This is a genomic window from Vibrio penaeicida, assembly GCF_019977755.1.
GTDB classification, from domain to species: domain Bacteria; phylum Pseudomonadota; class Gammaproteobacteria; order Enterobacterales; family Vibrionaceae; genus Vibrio; species Vibrio penaeicida.
This window is the reverse complement of the sequence record NZ_AP025144.1, coordinates 821,425-837,819: the sequence shown is the minus strand read 5'-3', so window position 1 is coordinate 837,819 and position 16,395 is coordinate 821,425. Positions and strand designations below refer to the sequence as shown.

13 protein-coding genes are annotated in these 16,395 nt (G+C 46.3%); 2 read left to right on the top strand and 11 right to left on the bottom strand.

Annotated elements, in window-relative coordinates:
- The first annotated feature begins 5 nt into the window (after positions 1–5).
- Complete coding sequence (locus LDO37_RS04005; protein WP_126609222.1) at positions 6–2,348, top strand: PilZ domain-containing protein; 2,343 nt, start codon at positions 6–8, stop codon at positions 2,346–2,348.
- Between the two features lie 115 nt (positions 2,349–2,463).
- Here the strand turns inward: LDO37_RS04005 and serB are convergent, their stop codons facing one another.
- Positions 2,464–3,432 (bottom strand): phosphoserine phosphatase, encoded by a 969-nt coding sequence (gene serB, locus LDO37_RS04000; RefSeq protein ID WP_126609221.1) that lies wholly within the window; start codon positions 3,430–3,432, stop codon positions 2,464–2,466.
- A gap of 98 nt (positions 3,433–3,530) precedes the next feature.
- Between serB and LDO37_RS03995 the strand changes: the two genes are divergently transcribed.
- Positions 3,531–4,145: a YtjB family periplasmic protein gene (locus LDO37_RS03995; protein WP_101113203.1), complete on the top strand. Its 615-nt coding sequence runs from the start codon at positions 3,531–3,533 to the stop codon at positions 4,143–4,145.
- Between the two features lie 82 nt (positions 4,146–4,227).
- Here LDO37_RS03995 and deoD read toward each other — a convergent pair whose 3' ends face one another.
- The 10 genes from deoD to LDO37_RS03945 all read right to left on the bottom strand — a co-directional run bounded on the left by deoD (position 4,228) and on the right by LDO37_RS03945 (position 16,382).
- The gene (gene deoD, locus LDO37_RS03990) at positions 4,228–4,944 is read right to left on the bottom strand and encodes a purine-nucleoside phosphorylase (RefSeq protein ID WP_104401483.1); all 717 of its coding nucleotides are present in this window, start codon (positions 4,942–4,944) and stop codon (positions 4,228–4,230) included.
- Positions 4,945–5,132: 188 nt separating this feature from the next.
- Entirely contained in the window at positions 5,133–6,461 is a 1,329-nt protein-coding gene (deoA, locus tag LDO37_RS03985; protein WP_126609220.1) for a thymidine phosphorylase, read from the bottom strand.
- Between the two features lie 216 nt (positions 6,462–6,677).
- Positions 6,678–7,454: a deoxyribose-phosphate aldolase gene (deoC, locus tag LDO37_RS03980; protein ID WP_104401481.1), complete on the bottom strand. Its 777-nt coding sequence runs from the start codon at positions 7,452–7,454 to the stop codon at positions 6,678–6,680.
- Between the two features lie 426 nt (positions 7,455–7,880).
- Positions 7,881–9,143: a NupC/NupG family nucleoside CNT transporter gene (locus LDO37_RS03975; RefSeq protein WP_126609219.1), complete on the bottom strand. Its 1,263-nt coding sequence runs from the start codon at positions 9,141–9,143 to the stop codon at positions 7,881–7,883.
- Positions 9,144–9,349: 206 nt separating this feature from the next.
- Positions 9,350–10,126, bottom strand: a complete 777-nt coding sequence (locus tag LDO37_RS03970; RefSeq protein WP_126609218.1) for a TatD family hydrolase — start codon at positions 10,124–10,126, stop codon at positions 9,350–9,352.
- Between the two features lie 104 nt (positions 10,127–10,230).
- Positions 10,231–11,781 carry a xylulokinase gene (locus LDO37_RS03965; RefSeq protein ID WP_126609217.1) on the bottom strand — a complete coding sequence of 517 codons (1,551 nt, stop codon included), beginning with the start codon at positions 11,779–11,781 and terminating at the stop codon, positions 10,231–10,233.
- A 17-nt stretch (positions 11,782–11,798) separates the two neighbouring features.
- A complete protein-coding gene (locus tag LDO37_RS03960) occupies positions 11,799–12,833 on the bottom strand; it encodes a zinc-dependent alcohol dehydrogenase (RefSeq protein ID WP_126609216.1) in 1,035 nt (344 codons plus the stop codon).
- 66 nt (positions 12,834–12,899) lie between these two features.
- The gene (locus LDO37_RS03955; RefSeq protein WP_185829906.1) at positions 12,900–14,474 is read right to left on the bottom strand and encodes an FGGY-family carbohydrate kinase; all 1,575 of its coding nucleotides are present in this window, start codon (positions 14,472–14,474) and stop codon (positions 12,900–12,902) included.
- 89 nt (positions 14,475–14,563) lie between these two features.
- Positions 14,564–15,340 (bottom strand): SDR family NAD(P)-dependent oxidoreductase, encoded by a 777-nt coding sequence (locus tag LDO37_RS03950; protein ID WP_126609214.1) that lies wholly within the window; start codon positions 15,338–15,340, stop codon positions 14,564–14,566.
- A 34-nt stretch (positions 15,341–15,374) separates the two neighbouring features.
- Complete coding sequence (locus LDO37_RS03945) at positions 15,375–16,382, bottom strand: ABC transporter permease (protein WP_185829905.1); 1,008 nt, start codon at positions 16,380–16,382, stop codon at positions 15,375–15,377.
- Positions 16,383–16,395: the final 13 nt, after the last annotated feature.

The following is a 16,395-nucleotide window of genomic DNA, read 5'->3' as shown; positions in this document are numbered from 1 at the left end:
AAATAATGGAACAAGCTGAAATACTCTCGCTCGTTGAGCGCCTCATACCCGTATATCGTTCGGATGACTTCGACCTTGTATTGTCACAAATGACAGAAGGGGAGCATCCGTCGGTCAAAATTTTGGTCAAAATGGAAATGAAGCGTGTGATGGCGCCATGCACCAAGACCATAGATTTGAGAGGACGAGTACAAGGGGAATGTCGCGAATACAAGCTGGAGGAGCTAACCCATTGGCTCGACGACGTAGCGATTAATGCTTATCACAAAAAAGTGAAGCGCTTTGGTGGCTATACCGAAGGCGTGTGGGAAGCGTTAGTCAACACTCGTAATAACTTTAGGGTGATGAGTAAAAATCGCCCGAACATGACCTACAGCATCACCGACCCCGACAGCCCATATGAAGCAGAAGCCATTCGGTTAGGCTACGATTTACGCCGTCAAGAAAACCGCTTACGCATGGCAAGCCAAGTAGACATCAAATTAAAGTCCGGTCAAGAGATCCACGGCGTCAGTGTTGATTTATCGTGTTCAGGTGCAAAGTTTAAGGTACCAAGCGCATTCGACTACAAACTCGGTGAAGTCATTGAAGCACGCTTCGTCCAGCTTGCGAAAGAAACCAATAACCCCGAATTAGAAGAAGCGCTCGAATATCGAATTCTTGGTGTAGACAATTGCTTTGAAAACAACAGCGTGAAATGGCTTCGATTGATGAAACTCACCGAAACCGATGCAATTTCTCATGCCATTGAGCTGATGCTAAAAAACAATTCTAAACGAGCCAAACACGACAACCAAGATCATATTCTTCGGGCACGTTCTCGAGGCTACGAGCACAGCTACTTAAAACACACCAGTAATCTTCCACTGTTTTTCTCTGGCACCGAGCTCCGGTATTCACTGCTCACAGACGCTAATCAGGGGCTTTGGACATATTGGCATGACGAGCGTAACCAACAGACTTTAGGCACTCTCTTTCATCGTGAACGCATGGCCCCTCTTACCCCACCGGGAATGAAGACCAGTAGTAATTTTATCTATTCGTTTACTCATGAACATCAAGATAAAACCTTGTTTTACAGTATGATGCTGCCAGAGGCTTCCCGTGAACAAAGACAGCTCTTTTGGCATGTAGGCGCTAGACGCGATAGCTGGCGAGTATTCCGGCTACATATGTTTGAGTTATCTAAAGACGAGATCTCACACTTGTTAGAAGTTGCACCAGAAATGTCAGAAACCATCAAAACTCTGACACACACTGGTATTTTACAAGAAGTGAGCGACGCGAAAACCAGCCACGACTATTTGTTAACAGAAAAACCTAGCATACCAAGCTCGGAGCTCAATCGATTCCGTCATACTCGTCAGATAGTGGGTTCGCCACAAGGCATATACTTTGATTCCAGCTCTCGCCGTACAGAACCAAGGTTTGTATTTGATTCTCCTGTCGAAGCTCAATTGGGAAATACAGAGCCGCTAAAAGGAAAAACCATCGACTTTTCCAGTAGAGGGTTGAACATTCAACTGGCGACACCTATTCAGGCCAAAGCAGGCGACGAAATAAATGTGAACTATATTGAGCTTCAACGCTACGACAGTGGAGTACCATTGTCAGAAGTACCCTACAAGGTGATCAAGCTCAGTCCTGATTGTAAAAATATCCACCTATCGATCATTGAAAACCCTCAAAGTACACGCAGCCTAAATTTCTTAAAACGTTTGATTACCCATAACCAAGGTAAGCTTAAAGAAGACAATGAACCCATCCCCTCTTCAGAGCTGCTGAGCACCATGCACCATTTGTTGCTTGGAAGAATGGTGTCCGTTCCTTTCTACATTGAAAAGAAAGATCGGATATTGCAACCAAGAGCCATTGGTGTGAATTTCCCAATGGATGGTCTCGCTAAAATTTTCCAATCGTTAGGGCATGGCGGTAAACTCTCATTGGAACCTATTTTTAAAAACCGAACGAATACTTTGCTGGCAACCCCCATGCGTCCTATCGAGGGTGCAGAGCCAGCGTTTAATGAGCTGTATATCGCTGTTACTCAAAATGGCAAGCAGATTGAAGAAATCCACACTCGCTTAATCAGTGACTTTGAATCGATAAAAGAGCGCATGCGCTTTGTGAAGAAAGCCAAATCAATTGGTCAGTTTTATGTGATTCGAATCTCTGGTATGCCCATTTTCGATTCATTAACCAACCTTCTCAATGAAGAATTGAGCAGCTTGGCCAAAGCGACTATCCACCACGCTAGAGCGTTAGAGAAGGAATTCACCAGCTTAGTTGGATACGGTGAGTTTACCGACATTACAGAAGAAGTTCTGATAAGGCTGGAACTGACCTGATTTCGTGTTATGGCAAAAATAGAAAAGCGGGCTTAAATCGCCCGCTTTTCCTGTTTTTGCATTCGCATTTTTTTAAATTGAAACTGGAATGTCACCAAGCGAAGCGGGCCTATCGCTACCACGCCACTTTTTGTTGTTTCACCAGCCCTGCACTTAAAATACAAAGTACTCCACCTAATCCACTGAAACGGACGGCAGTTTGCGCTTGTTGTTCTACCTTAGGTTTAGCGTGATACGCCACGCCTAAACCCGCGGCATTCATCATGACCAAGTCGTTGGCACCATCACCAACTGCAACGGTATTATGGGGTTCAATATCGTATTGCTCTGCAAGTTCACTGAGAATTTCAGCTTTAGTCTGCGCAGATACCACATCGCCCAGTACTTGCCCTGTCAACTTACCGCCCACGATTTCCAACGTATTGGATTGTGCATGGTCTAGATTGAGCGTCTCTTTTAAGTAATCGGAAAAATAGGTAAAGCCGCCAGACGCTATCGCCGTTTTCCAACCAAATGCTTGCAAGCTAGCAACGAACTCACGCAAATCTGGCATCATTGGCAAATCGCTTCTCACCGCTTCCAAAATGCTTTCATCGGCATCTTTCAACGCGCCTACACGTTGTCTCAAGCTTTCTTCAAAATCCAGTTCACCTTGCATCGCGCGCTCTGTAACTTCAGATACTTGCTCACCCACGCCCGCTAACTTCGCGATCTCATCAATGCATTCGATTTGAATAGCGGTCGAGTCCATATCCATCACGACCAACCCAGGTTTGCTGAGATCCGGAACATCATGCAAATTGGCGTAATCTAGAGATAGCGCTTGCAAAATGGTTTCATGCTCACTGGTCAGTTCCCCCGTCATCAACGCCACTTCATATTTACCGACTTTCCATGTTGCCACTACGGCATTGTAGGTTCCGGTATAGAAATCAATGTCGTCAAAATGGTTAGGGGAAAGGTAATCAGCAAAAATGATCCAATTCGCGCGTTGTAAATCGATGCGAGAGGCAAATCGTGTTTCTGGAAGACGTTTAACTAGTGTGATGTGTTTCTTAATTGGCAGAGTTTTCATTGCGTCCATGACAGTTTAATCCTGTAGTGAACGTAAACTTAACCTATTGCAATTTGGAAACGCAAGTTTATGATCAATTTAAATCTTAACGAGTGGCGAACCTTTGTATGAGCAGTTCCCTATTTTCATTCCGCGCTTTCTTACGCATTATCGCGATGATCGTGCTCGCTTTGCTGGTTTTTTCCATGGTGCAAAACAGCGTGGTTATCAGTAAGGGTAACGAAGCGATTCAGGCTCGACAGCTTGAAACTCTGACCAATGTTTTGGTCACCCAAGCAGCGCTGTCTGCCAGTGATATGCTAGTGAATCAGGAACAGGAAAACCTGCTTAAGCTGACTCAGCAGCTGTCTAAAGATCGCCTTGTACTCGATGCAACAATCTACGATGCGGAAGGCGTTAAGCTGGCCGCAAGTCACGATGCAAAACCCGTGCGTGAAGTGTTAGGGCTAGATACCCCATTAGGCACTGCAGCCATTGGGCGTCAGCAGTTGGTTGAACCGATTTACAACGATGGTGCCATGATTGGCTTTATGCGTATTACCTTTGAAAAAGGTCGTGTGACCGCAATATCGGATCACCACTATCGCAACAGTGACCGCCTTATGTACTTAATGATTTTGATGAGTTTTGCCAGTGGCATATTGATTGCGATTTTGTTCCGACGTCAGCGTCGTAGCCGCCAAAAAGGTGAAAATTTACTACTCAAGAATGTCGCATCTTAGTCGGAATATATCGGCGAGTTCCAACAACATAAAAGCCCCGCTAAACCAACTTAGCGGGGCTTTTTTATTCATAGATTCCGGATTACTTATCGCCAAGTAAAACAGAATCTAATGCAATCTCAATCATCTCGTTAAACGTCGTTGCACGTTCTTCTGAAGTGGTTTGCTCACCCGTTTTTATGTGGTCAGACACAGTACAGATAGTCAGCGCTTTGGCACCGTATTCTGCACATACGCCATAGATGCCAGCCGCTTCCATTTCTACACCAACGATTCCGTATTTATCCATCACGTCGAACATTTCTGGATCAGGTGTGTAGAATAGCTCTGCCGAAAACAGGTTACCGACTTTCACATCGATGCCACGAGCTTTTGCTGCTTCTTCAGCATTTTTTACCATCTGGTAATCCGCAATTGCTGCGAAGTCATGCCCTTTAAAGCGAATACGGTTTACTTTTGAATCCGTGCTTGCGCCCATGCCGATAACTACATCGCGTACTTTGATGTCTTCGTTTACTGCACCACAGCTGCCTACACGAATGATTTTCTTAACACCGAAATCTTTGATTAATTCTGTTGCATAAATTGAGCACGAAGGGATCCCCATTCCGTGTCCCATAACAGAGATCTTACGACCTTTGTAAGTCCCTGTGTAACCAAACATATTGCGAACATCGCAGACTTGTACAACGTCATCCAGAAATGTTTCTGCGATGTATTTGGCACGTAGCGGGTCGCCCGGCATCAATACAACGTCTGCGAATGCACCCATTTCAGCATTAATATGAGGAGTAGCCATTGAAGTGGTCCTTATAAAAAGTAATAAATGTTCGATGCAGGCAAAATACCGTTTATAGCGTCATGAGATCAACCCAATTTACGTTCGGTAACACCTTTGCCTACGCTCTTATTATGAGTAAATAAAATGAAAGAAAGCACGGTTCATTTCGTTATCCATGAAAGGCTTTTTTCCATAAATTGGTCTATCTAGACGTCTTGTGAGCGAAATTGATGATACACATCTGGCGTCTCTTGATATTCGCCGCCAACCGTAATGGCTTTGTGTAAGGCGTCAGCCGCTTCATTCCACTGAGCTTCAGTACGTGCGTGGATCACCGCTAGTGGCTTCTCACTGCTTGCGACTTCACCAAGGCGTATGAATTGATCAAAGCCAACCGCGTAATCGATACTGTCGGTTGCCACACGACGACCGCCGCCCATCGCCACGACTGCCATGCCAATCGCTCGGGTGTCCATCGAAGAGACAACACCATTTTCTTTGGCATAAACTGGTTTGATTATCTCGGCTTTTTCGAGGTAGTTGTCGTAGTTTTCTACGAAGTCGACAGGACCACCTAAGCCAGCCACCATCTTGCCGAAGCATTCAGCCGCTTTTCCATTATCTAGGACTGCAATCAGCTTTTTGCGCGCATCTTCGGTATTGTCTGCAAGCTTGCCCAGTACCAGCATTTCACTACACAGTGCTAAAGTAATCTCCAGCAAACGTGGATTGCGGTATTCACCAGTAAGGAACTGCACCGCTTCACGTACTTCTACTGCGTTACCTGCAGAAGACGCAAGCACCTGATTCATGTCTGTAAGGATGGCAGTCGTTTTAGTACCAGCACCGTTGGCTACTGCAACAATTGATTTCGCCAGTTCTTCTGACGCTTCATAAGTCGGCATAAACGCACCGGAACCCACTTTTACGTCCATCACGAGTGAATCCAGACCGGCAGCCAGTTTCTTAGACAGAATAGAGGCAGTAATCAGGGAAATGTTATCGACCGTTGCCGTGATATCACGGGTAGCGTAAACACGCTTATCGGCTGGCGCGAGATCCCCTGTCTGACCGATAATGGCCACACCCGAATCCTTGGTTACGTCACCAAACACTTCGTTGTTTGGCGTAATGTTGTAGCCTGGGATGGATTCCAGTTTATCCAGTGTACCGCCAGTATGCCCCAGTCCACGTCCGGAAATCATAGGCACAAACCCACCACACGCGGCCACCATTGGGCCAAGCATGAGGGATGTCACATCACCCACACCACCAGTGGAGTGCTTATCGACAATCGGACCACCAAAGTTCATGTGATCCCAGTTGATCACCATGCCGGAATCTCGCATCGCACAAGTCAGTGCAATTCGTTCGGGCATGCTCATTTCATTAAAGAAAATGGCCATCGCGAACGCCGCGATTTGTCCTTCAGACACTTCACCTTTCGCAACACCTTGGATAAAGAATTGAATTTCTTCCGCAGACAGCACTTCGCCGTCACGTTTTTTACGGATAATTTCTTGAGGTAAATACATTGTCAGTTCCTACCGGACTCTATTGGTCCAGCTTTGTAGGGTATAGAGGCAGAATATGGGCGGGAGAACATCGCCCACAATCAAACAGATCTTATTTTTTATACTTTAAATAGTTGGAGTTGCAGCTAGGCGACAAGTAAGTTCACCCCTATGAGCATAGATTTCCTATGTGTTTAGAGTGAACTTACGCAGTCAACAACGCTGAAGCTTCAAATATTAGTACGCGGCTGGATCAGCCGTTTTGTCTGTTACTTCTAATGTATTCAGTAGATTGGTTAGCAGGCTTGATGCACCAAAGCGGTAGTGACGAGCATCTACCCAATTGTCACCTAGGATTTCGTCTGCCATTGCTAGGTATGCTGCTGCGTCTTCCGCAGTGCGAACACCACCAGCAGGCTTAAAGCCAACGGTTTCTGCAACGCCCATGTCGCGGATCACTTCCAGCATCATACGCGCGTATTCAGGAGTGGCATTGACAGGCACTTTACCCGTGGAGGTTTTGATGAAGTCAGCGCCTGCTTCAATACAAATTTGAGACGCCTTCTTGATTAAGGCTTCTTCTTTAAGTTCACCTGTTTCAATGATCACTTTAAGAAGGATATCGCCACACGCTTCTTTACACTGTTTCACCAGTTCGAAGCCGACTTTTTCATTACCTGCGATCAGTGCGCGGTATGGAAAAACAACGTCAACTTCATCAGCACCATAGGCGACGGCTGCTTTGGTTTCAGCAACCGCAATATCGATGTCGTCATTGCCGTGTGGGAAGTTGGTAACGGTCGCGATGCGAACGTCTGGTGTACCTTGCTCGCGCAGTGTCTTCTTAGCAATAGGAATAAAGCGAGGGTAAATACAGATGGCGGCCGTGTTGCCGACTGCTGATTTTGCGTTGTGACATAGCGAAACCACCTTCGCATCTGTGTCATCATCATTCAGCGTAGTCAAATCCATCAGTTTAAGTGCACGTAGAGCTGCTGCTTTTAAATCGCTCATTTCTATCTCCGATCAGTTTATTCAATTAGTAAGTGAGTTTGGTAACTCATCACAACATGAACGGACTTGGTTCCCTGAAGACTTAAACTCTTTCATTTTCGCATTACTAGAAAGCGAGATGTCGAGTTCAATTGCTATCCCTGTCACCGCACAGTACCCATAAGGTCTATGGCACAACGTTAAGTTTTGACGCCTAAGTCGTGGCTAACGTTTTTCACAAATTCGGGTCTCTTTGCTTCCTGCAAAGGTCTGACCTTTTCACGATCTATACAATACGCTCTATTTGTTCAAAACAATAGCATTCCATGTGACGCAAACGGTTTGTATCTCAAAAAATTCAGTCCGCTTAAAACAAAAAAAACCCCGCAGCAATTTCTTGCTACGGGGTTGGTTTTCGTGGCGTCTATATAATCTTTCTCTTTACACTTAGAAAGACAAGAATAGACCAGCGATAGTCGCTGCCATTAGGTTAGATAGCGTACCTGCAATAACAGCTTTCACACCCATACGAGCGATGTCGTGACGACGTGAAGGCGCAAGGCTACCTAGACCACCAAGTAGAATCGCGATAGATGAAAGGTTCGCGAAACCACACAATGCAAATGCGATGATTGCTGTTGTCTTCTCAGACATTGGCAGACCTGTTTCCGCTACCACTTTCGCACCTTCACCGATGTATGGTGTGAAGTTCAAGTAAGCAACGAATTCGTTTACAACAATCTTCTGACCAATGAATGAACCAGCGAGTGTCGCTTCTTCCCACGGCACACCAATAATGAATGCTAGAGGAGCGAATACCCAACCAAGAACAAGTTCTAGAGTCAGTTCAGGCATACCGAACCAGCCACCAACGCCACCAAGAACGCCGTTTACTAGAGCGATTAGACCGATGAATGCCAATAGCATTGCACCAACGTTTAGTGCTAGCTGAAGACCAACAGACGCACCGCCTGCTGCTGCATCAATTACGTTAGCTGGTTTGTCGTCGCCGCCATCGATATCAGAATCAAGGTCATCTTTTGCCTTTTCAGTTTCAGGCATGATGATTTTAGCGAACAGAAGACCACCAGGTGCTGCCATGAAGGACGCGGCAACAAGGTACTCTAGAGGTACACCCATTGATGCGTAACCTGCTAGTACACCACCCGCTACAGATGCTAGACCACCACACATTACCGCGAACAACTCAGATTGAGTCATTTTAGGTACGAATGGACGAACCACTAGAGGTGCTTCTGTTTGACCTACAAAAATGTTAGCTGCTGCCGACATGGATTCTGCACGAGATGTGCCCAATGCTTTTTGAAGAGCACCACCAAGAATCTTGATTACCCACTGCATGATACCTACGTAGTAAAGAACGGAGATAAGTGCAGAGAAGAAGATCAGTGTTGGTAGAACTTGGAAAGCAAAGATGAAGCCAATACCGTCAACAGAGAAGTTAACTAAGCTACCGAACAGGAAACCTGTTCCGTCTTTACCGTAGTCGATCACATTCTGAACACCTGCAGAGAATGCAGCCAGAAGATCACGACCCCAAGGGATGTATAGAACAAAAGCACCGAGTGCGAATTGGATAGCAAAAGCGCCACCCACTGTTCTGAAATTAATTGCTTTGCGGTTGCCGGATAACAGTACTGCAATTCCTAGCAGTACAACGATACCGACGAGGCTCATAAACAGGCTCATAGTTTATGACTTCCTTATTAGTTATTTATTGGCGTGTTACAAATTGGCGCTTATATGAAGCGTGGGCATTATAAGCACCCCGCTATAAATAAAGTAATGGCATAGTCACAAATTCGTGCCTTATTCACTCTTGTATCATTATAAACTGTGACAACAATCACACAAAGCAATCGTATGCTCGCGGAACTTTCAGTGAAGATGGCGATTTATTCACAAATTCCGAACACTAAATTGCTTTTACTCCACAGCTGTGGCGCAATCGTTTGCTTTGTTCTTTTTTTGAGCTCCGCAAGACATTCCAAGACTAGAGGTAAGTGCTTAGGGTGATTTGGCTTTCCTTGATATCCATTCATAGGCATATCGGGTGCATCGGTTTCTAGCACCAAGGAATCGAGGGGTAATTTGGTGATCGTATTGCGTGTTTTTTGAGCTCTTGGGTAAGTAATTGTCCCACCAACACCAATAGCAAACCCGAGATCAATCCAATCTTTGGCTTGTTGAAAGCTACCACTGAAACCATGAATCACTCCCCCACCATCAAATCGTGACTTTCTGAGCATCGATACCATCGATTGATGGGACTTTCTTTGATGAAGAATCAGTGGAAGCTGGTGTCGCTTTGCCAATTCAATCTGCCCCTGAAGGAGCACTTCTTGTTTCGCTTGGGTATCGCTACCGGAATAAAAGTCCAACCCACACTCACCAACGGCAACACATTTGTCACTGCGATCTTGGAGCCTGTCGTCCAGCTGTTCCAAATGCGTATCCAGATGTTGGTCGATGAAATAAGGGTGAAGCCCTAATGCGAAGTAAATTTCTTGGTGGCTAGAAGCAAGCTCGTTCACTTTATCCCAGTTAACCAAGCCAACAGCAGGAATCAAGATTCGCTCTACATCAGATTGTTTGGCTAATGCAAGTTCTGCATCAATATCAGAAAAAACATCAAAGTCGAAATGGCAATGGGTATCAAAGAGTGAAGACATGGACTGACTACATTGTGCTGAGATTCTTCGTTTAGTTTATACCCAAACCAGCTCAAAATGCAGGGGGAAGGCTATATCTGCTGCCGCAGCCTTTTGTTGGGCTTTCAAACGAGATTCGAGGTAATTTGAGCATTGGTTTTAGATAAGGTTTTCACGGCGTCGTGAAGGTGTAAGTACACTTTCTGATAATACTCATTGTAGATATCAACATTCTTTGAAATCGGATTGAAGCAGCATTTTACCGACACCATGTTTTCTGCAGCTGACTTGCAATCGTTGTATTCACCACAACCGACAGCGGCACTAATCGCTGCACCCAAGGCGGTGGTTTCTGAGGTATTAGGAACGAGTACGGGCTTGTTAAACACATCAGCGAAAATCTGATTCCATACATCACTTCGCGCAGAGCCTCCGTACATTTTAATCTGTTCTATTACCGTTTTCGCGCCCACTTCCATCAGCTCACCTTGCCGTCTCGACTCATAAGCCAGCCCTTCCATGATTCCGCGAACCATCTGTGGTTGACCATGTTCAGTGTGAAGCCCGAACGCCATCCCACGTGCATTTAAATCCCAATAAGGTCCGTTTGCTCCCTGAAAATACGGCACAATCATCATGCCACTATTCCCGACGGGGCTTCGCTCCGCAGATCGATAAACATCACTCCAATCAGGGCACACTTCTTCGTTATTACCACTCAAACAAAAATTATTTCTATACCACTTCATCAGTGCCGAGCCACCGCTTGAGATGTAATTTTCCATCACATAGTTACCAGAAGGGCTGAGTTCAATAATGTAATCTTGCCGATCTCGGGAGGGCAAACTTTTCACCAGCATTTCATTGGTGCAAGATGTACCACCGTTGATACCAATCTCACCCGGTTCCGTAACACCCGCACCAAGAATGCCACATGGTTGATCCCCGGCCGTCACCACAACGGGAATCCCTTCAGGCAGCCCTGTTATCTGGCTAGCTTCTTTCGTGACGGCTCCCGCAGAGCTACAACCGGGTAATATCGTATCAATCCATATGTCTTTTCTTACACCTAGAGCACCAATAATTTCGCTCGCCCATTGAGTCGGTGTTTCGATATCGAGGGCACCTGTCATGGTTGCCGCACCGCTAAGGGTAACCAATTGGCGAGTAAGTTGGTAAACCAAGTAATCTTGCACCAGCATCAGTTTAAACGTTCGTGAATACAAGCCCGGTTCGTGGCGCTTTAACCACAAAGCTTTGTACAAAGTCCATTGCCCTGGCGCATACCCTGTTTTACTGAATATCAGTTGTGCACCAATTTCTCTTCCAGCAAATTCTGCCTCTTCACTGCATCGAATGTCGTTCCACAAAATGGCATTTCGAAGCGGTTTCATATCTGAATCAACGGGAACAAAAGTGAACCGTTGATGAGTAATACCGATGCCAGAAATTTTCCTCGCATCTACATCTGGGTGACACATCACGTCCTGACACCCTGCAATAAACGCATTCCACCAATCTTCAGCTTTCTGCTCTACCCAACCCGGTTTTTCCATAATAAGAGGGTAGCTATGAGCACTCTGAGCAACAATTTTCCCCGACATAGAAAACACAATTACCTTGGTTGCACTGGTACTGCAGTCTACACCAATGAGCAATCTTTCATTTTTGTTCATGCTACCCTCTCATATTCTCAGAAAACGAATAAGTTTTTTACGGCTTGGAGGTTTTCAAGCTGTCGAAACGCATCTTCATACTCGTGGAGTGAATACGTTCCTGACATCAAAGGCGCGACATTGACGCGCTTTGAATCCAGTAACGAAATCGCGGTCTCCCAGCTGGTCCAACTGGTGCTGTAACTGCACGATAAAGTAACGGAGTTATGCATCGCAAGGTTCCAAGGAACAGGCACCGACTCTTTTCCCGTTAATCCAATGGCGCAAATTCGACCATCTCGGCGCACTAATTCAAATGCTTGGCTAATAGCAGCAGGAGCCCCGCTGGCTTCCACCACTAAGTCGGCACCTAATCCATTCGTCCAATCCGCTATCTTCTCTTTGATATCCACCTGCTGAACGCTCACCGCATCGTCCATACCCATCTCTTTAGCAATCCTTAGCCGGACATCAAGATCACTGTCCATGCCTGTTACCAAAACTTTTTTTGCTCCACTGGCTTTAGCTGCGGCAGCTGCAAGCAGCCCTATCGCACCACAACCAAGCACCACCACGACATCGTTGGGTTCAACTTTGGAGCGCTCTAACACAGCTTTCACGCCGACAGCAAGTGGCTCGGCTAACGCGGCTTCTTCAAAAGATAACGAGTCGGGTATGCGGTGTAGCGACGCCGCGGGCATACATATATAGTCAGAAAAACAGCCATCAATTTTGTAACCAATGGCTTTTTTCTCTGGGCAGATCTCGACCTGTCCATTTTTGCAATATCGACAATGACCACAGCCGCCTTTATGGGGTTGGGAAACAATACGTTCGCCTACCTGAGAGCCCGTTACCGCCTCTCCAACAGAGACTATTTCCCCAGAAAACTCATGCCCTAAAGTCACAGGTGGAAAATTAATAAAGGTATCTTTTTTGATGTGAAGATCGGTTCCACATATTCCTGCTGCTTTGACTTTTACCAATACTTCATTGGCGAGAGGAGTGGGTTTTTGGATGTCAGATAACCTCAGGTGCCCAACGCCTGACTGAGTTTTTACTAGCGCTTTCATGTATGCCTCACGTAGATAGAATAATTAAGGTCTGTTGACCTGTTTCAATTGGGTATCGTTCGGGTTCTACGTACTTTCAGAATCCGGTCGCTCCGCCATCTCGTGCATGAGAGGCATCATCGCGTCGTACGTTTTTTCGTACAAATAAAAATAGAACTGATAATCTTGGTGAGATTTCGGGTTGGGCTTAATGACCTTGGTGATGGTGACCATATTGTCGGAAGCGGTGACCAAATCGCCGTAAAACCCAGCAGTTTTAGCCGCGCAGATGGCACACCCAAGCACGGTTGCTTCCGTAAACTCAGGAACATAAATATCGACGTTGCTAACATCGGCATGAAGCTGCAAACTGAATTCGCTTTTAGAGAATCCCCCCCCAAAATACATGGCATTGATGTGGACACCGTTTTTCCGAAGCCGAGTCAGCATGCTTTCTGTCGCGTAGGCAATAGATTCACAAATCGCTCGATACACATGGGCCTTACTGTGTTTCAACGTCAGCCCCCAAATGGCACCTTGAACTTTATAGTCGGTATGCGGCGTTCGGTTTCCCTGCCAGTAATCCAATACAATTAACCCTTCAGACCCAATCGAGATCTGTTTGGCTTCTTGAGTTAGTTTCTCCAACTTATCTGTGTTTTTTTCCAGTAACCCGGGGTTGTCGAACATCGCTTCATGAATGAAGTTGTCGTTGTACCATTTTATGATAGAGCCGCTAGAGACCTGCCCCCCTTCATACACCGTTAAACCGGGGATCACACAATCTGGATGAGGACCAAACACCCCTTTAATCGGTGCCGTGCTGTCTGATACAGGCAAAAATACATGGGAAGATCCTGTGATCAACGCGGCTTGATTCTTTCTTACGGCATTGAGCCCTAACATTCCTACGTAAGCGTCACAGCCGCCCATGGCTATCAAGGTATCGGGCGATAACCCTGTTAACTCCGCGACATCGTTCGAAATTTTACCGACCGACTCTCCCATTGGCAGCACGCGTTCTGGAAATTTTTCAACAATGTTGCCGAGCCCAATATGTTGATAAAAGTCATGCGGCCAACCTCCTGTACGCGGGTTGTAAAACCATCGATGCGTAATGTGATTGATACTCAATGCAGGAACACCACTGAGTTTCATCGTCAAATAATCCACTTCTTCCATAAAATAGCGGGACTGCTCGAAACGCTCTGGGTCATTCTCTTTCAGCCACAATAACTTGGGCAACATCATCTCAGAACTGACCCCGGCACTTGATCGCTCTAAAATGGGATGTCCAGTGCGAAAAATATTCTCAGCCTGATCGCTGGCGCGGGCATCCATCCATAAAATAGCAGGTCCTATGGATTCACCATTATCGTCCACGCATACCACGGTACTCGCGGTTCCATCCACAGCAATAGCACGGATTTGCTCGGGTTTAATGTCAGATTCCGAAAACAGTGTTTGAACAGAGTTTACTAACGCACTCCACCAATCTTCTGGGCTCTGCTCTGCCCACCCTGGCTTGGGGAAGCAAGTGGCGTAATCTTGATTTCGCAAGTATCGGCATTCACCTTTAGCATTGAATACGCCAATTCTTAAACCACCCGTCCCAGCATCAATCCCCATAACCAAAGGTTCTGCATTGTTGTCTGCGCTCATATCCATTTATTCCTTCAAAAAGATAACGTCTGCCTATTTCTTGTTAAAACCTGTCCTTAGCTTATACCTATCTCTTGGTTAAAGATCACTTAGCGACCACCCGACGATGAAATGAACTGCCCTGTAATGTAGGACGACTCGTCACTGATAAGATAAGCCGTTAAAGAGGCGACATCCTCTGGAGTTCCTAACCGTCCAATGGGTACGCTTTTCTCGTACTTTGCACGAACCGAGGCGTAATCTTCACCGGTGCTTTCAACCCGAGACTCGAGTATTTCCTCGGTCATTTTCGATTCGATTCGACTGGGGCAGATGGCATTTACGTTGATATTGTGCGGAGCCAATTCCAGCGCCAACGCCTGTGTTAATCCATTCAAACCGAACTTAGACGCACTGTACGCCACGCGCCTAGGTCTGCCGAAGATGCCAGACTGAGAAGAGATGTTGACGATTTTTCCGTAGTTGTTTTCCAACATGGACGGGATAACAGCACGTGTGACCAGGAATACCCCTGTTAAGTTAACGGAAAATACTTTCTCCCATTCGGAAAGCGAGATATCAACAAAACTGCTTTCCTGCACTATCCCTGCGCAGTTAATTAGCGTGTCCACTGTGAATTCCGACACCCAGCGTCCAATCGATTCCGACACCTGATCTTCATTGCAGATATCGAATGCCTGTAAGTGGCAGCATCCACCTTCGGCTTCAATAAGCGCCTGAGTTTCTTCGAGCCCTTTGTTGTTAATGTCACATATCAGGATCTTTACGCCATCCTTCGCCAGCTTGAGTGCGCACGCTCGACCAATACCATTCCCGGCTCCGGTAATGATGGCCGTTCGACCGTCGAATCGACTCGTATTTTGCATTTTTCACCATCCCTAGTGTCTGTTGACCTTGGTTTTATTTTGACGAAAGCACCGATTTATCGGCTTCGTAAGGCTGTTTCTCTTTAGGCTTTAGCGCGTGAATGCGTCCTCCGCGGATCAGCACAAACACCCCAAGCAGTAACAGCCCCCCTTTCACCATATCCCTTTCATAATTTGCCCAACCAGACAAACCCGCTCCATTGGTTAATACCGTGAGGATCAAGACTCCAATCAGAGTGCCTAAGACATTGGCTTTCCCTTGCCTGAACGCTAAGCTGCCCAGAAATATGGCGGTCAACCCGTCAATGAAGTAGGAATTACCGATGCCAGGCTGCCCTGAAGACAAGCTCGCCGCGATAAAACACCCCGACAACGCCGCCATGACGCCAGCAAAAAGAAAGAGATAAACATTCAGCTTTTTAACCGGAATACCCGCTTCGTGTACGGCTTTATAATTGGACTCCTGTGCATAAATATAGTGTCCCAGAAGCAATTTTTCCTGACACACCCATAAGACAAACGCGATAAGCAGTGCCAAAAGCATGGTGACAGGGAAAATGCCAAACGACGCATTCACCAAATCGCCCATGAAGCCTGTATCGTCAATCCTAAAAGATGCGCCTGCGCCAATGGCTTTCGCAATAGAGAGAGTCAGCCCACCCGTCGCTATCGTGGTCACCAATGACGACAAGCGCAAATACCCAACCAATACGCCGTTTAAAATACCAAACACCACACCAACCATTAGCCCCGCTAGAATGGCCGTACCCCACCCCATACCTTGTTGAACCGACCAAGCCGTTACGACATTGGAAAGCGCAGCAATGTTGGTGAAACTAACGTCGACTTCCCCAATGGAGAAAATCCATGTCACCCCCGCAAACATAATGAATGAAATACTGGCTGCTGCGAAAATGGTGGTGATGTTCAGTGGCAAAAGGATATTCGGCCTGACAAAGGCAAACCCAAATAAAAGGATAAACAGCCCCACCAGCACACCATATTTCATCAGCCAAGTGGTTACTCTGTTACTGTTACTCATGGTCAAAAACCTC

Bases quoted from the DNA above. Each gene is read 5' to 3' on its own strand.
- deoD (WP_104401483.1), bottom strand. From the start codon at position 4,944: ATGGCTACTCCTCATATTAATGCTGAAATGGGTGCATTCGCAGACGTT.
- LDO37_RS03975 (WP_126609219.1), bottom strand. From the start codon at position 9,143: ATGAGCCTGTTTATGAGCCTCGTCGGTATCGTTGTACTGCTAGGAATT.
- LDO37_RS04005 (WP_126609222.1), top strand. From the start codon at position 6: ATGGAACAAGCTGAAATACTCTCGCTCGTTGAGCGCCTCATACCCGTA.
- deoA (WP_126609220.1), bottom strand. From the start codon at position 6,461: ATGTATTTACCTCAAGAAATTATCCGTAAAAAACGTGACGGCGAAGTG.
- LDO37_RS03970 (WP_126609218.1), bottom strand. From the start codon at position 10,126: ATGTCTTCACTCTTTGATACCCATTGCCATTTCGACTTTGATGTTTTT.
- serB (WP_126609221.1), bottom strand. From the start codon at position 3,432: ATGGACGCAATGAAAACTCTGCCAATTAAGAAACACATCACACTAGTT.
- deoC (WP_104401481.1), bottom strand. From the start codon at position 7,454: ATGAGCGATTTAAAAGCAGCAGCTCTACGTGCACTTAAACTGATGGAT.
- LDO37_RS03950 (WP_126609214.1), bottom strand. From the start codon at position 15,340: ATGCAAAATACGAGTCGATTCGACGGTCGAACGGCCATCATTACCGGA.
- LDO37_RS03955 (WP_185829906.1), bottom strand. From the start codon at position 14,474: ATGAGCGCAGACAACAATGCAGAACCTTTGGTTATGGGGATTGATGCT.
- LDO37_RS03960 (WP_126609216.1), bottom strand. From the start codon at position 12,833: ATGAAAGCGCTAGTAAAAACTCAGTCAGGCGTTGGGCACCTGAGGTTA.
- LDO37_RS03995 (WP_101113203.1), top strand. From the start codon at position 3,531: ATGAGCAGTTCCCTATTTTCATTCCGCGCTTTCTTACGCATTATCGCG.
- LDO37_RS03945 (WP_185829905.1), bottom strand. From the start codon at position 16,382: ATGAGTAACAGTAACAGAGTAACCACTTGGCTGATGAAATATGGTGTG.
- LDO37_RS03965 (WP_126609217.1), bottom strand. From the start codon at position 11,781: ATGAACAAAAATGAAAGATTGCTCATTGGTGTAGACTGCAGTACCAGT.